This window comes from Streptomyces sp. NPDC058534 (genome assembly GCF_042717365.1).
In the GTDB taxonomy this organism is placed as follows: Bacteria; Actinomycetota; Actinomycetes; order Streptomycetales; family Streptomycetaceae; genus Streptomyces.
The window spans coordinates 1-1,503 of record NZ_JBHXNW010000188.1 but is presented as its reverse complement, the minus strand read 5'-3'; the positions used below and the strand labels follow the sequence as shown (position 1 = coordinate 1,503).

General features: G+C 68.9%; 1 protein-coding gene and 1 pseudogene. Both read left to right on the top strand.

The genetic code is table 11. From position 1 onward, the window contains the following. Positions 1–414: pseudogene (locus ACFWR9_RS42695) on the top strand (sugar ABC transporter substrate-binding protein); the annotation flags it as partial. Positions 415–636: 222 nt separating this feature from the next. Further along, entirely contained in the window at positions 637–1,455 is an 819-nt protein-coding gene (locus tag ACFWR9_RS42690) for a carbohydrate ABC transporter permease (RefSeq protein WP_383853095.1), read from the top strand. Positions 1,456–1,503: the final 48 nt, after the last annotated feature.

Sequence of the window (1,503 nt, the reverse complement as noted above, 5' to 3'; positions counted from 1 at the left end):
CGGCAGGTCGGCAACGCGGGCGGTTCCTCCACCGCGGTCCTCAAGGGCTGCGAGAACCCCGAGGCGGCCTGGGAGTTCGCCCACTGGCTCGGCACCGACCCCGACACCTTCGGCGACCTCGTCGACAAGGCCGCGCTCTACCCGGCCGCCAAGGACCTGCTCGACGTGCCGCAACTCAAGTCCGGTGACCCGTACTTCGGCGGTCAGAAGATCTACGACGTCTTCGCCACCGCGTCTCCCGAGGTCAACTCCTCCTGGACCTGGGGCCCGCTGATGACCAAGACGGCCGCCGACCTCAACGACGGGCTCGGCAAGGCATGGGCCGGCAAGGGAACCATCGCGGACGCCCTGGGCACCGCGCAGGACAAGACGGTGGGCGAGATGAAGAAGCAGGGTCTCCAGGTCGCCGACTAGCCGGCTCCTGCCGGGCCGGAACGCCGGACCGGCCCGGCCCACCGCATCACAGTGAGGAAAGCGCCCGTGGTCAACGCCGCCGCTCCGGCGGACTCCCGAAGCAGTAGCCGCACGACCGGCACGCCGCCGCCCGCGGACGAGCCCCGCAGCCCGCGGCGCCGCTCGCCGCGGTGGCTGAGCCCGGTCCTCTTCTGCGCCTCGTTCGTCGTCCTGTTCGCCGCCATGTACATCGCTCCCATCGTTTACGCGGCGTTCGAGAGCCTGTACACCGTCAAGAGGTCGGGACTGGGGCTGACCGCGCCGACGAAGGTCTTCGATCCGCTCGCCAACTACGCGCGTGCCCGCGAAGACGGCGCCTTCCTGGACTCGCTCGGCCGCGTCGCGCTGTTCGGCGTGGTCCAGGTGCCCCTGATGCTGGGCGCGGCTCTGCTGCTGGCCCTGCTCATCGACTCCAGGTCGGCGCGGGGCAAGGGCTTCTTCCGGCTGTCCAGCTTCCTTCCCTACGCGATCCCCGGCGTGAGCGCCGCGCTCGTCTGGTCGTTCATGTACTCGTCGCAGTCGAGTCCGGTCAACCGGCTGCTGGAGCCGGTCGGGATCAGCATCCCGTTCTTCGACGGTGATCTGGTGCTGTGGTCGGTGGCGAACATCGTCACCTGGAGCTGGACCGGCTACAACATGATCATCATCTACGCGGCGCTGCAGTCGATTCCGGCTGAGGTGCTTGAGGCCGCCAAGGTGGACGGCGCTTCGGCCGTCCGGATCGCCTGGAGCATCAAGGTGCCGGCCGTGCGCGGCGCACTCGTGCTCACCTCGGTGTTCTCCATCATCGGCTCGGCCCAGCTGTACAACGAGCCGGCCGTGCTCCAGCCGATCTCGGACGGCTCGGTGTCCTCGACGTTCACCCCGATCATGTCCGCGCAGAATGCCGTCGCATCCGGCAACTACCCCTACGGCGCCGCACAGTCGGTGCTGCTGGCCGTGCTGGTGGGTGCCGTGTCGTTCGCCTTCTTCAAACTGACCAGCCGGGGAGAGCAGGAATGAGCGCGTTGAGCACGAGAGCGCCCGAGGTCCGCTCACGGCGCGACACCG

Coding starts and splice junctions, on each gene's coding strand:
- ACFWR9_RS42690 (WP_383853095.1), top strand. CDS start 637: ATGTACATCGCTCCCATCGTTTACGCGGCGTTCGAGAGCCTGTACACC.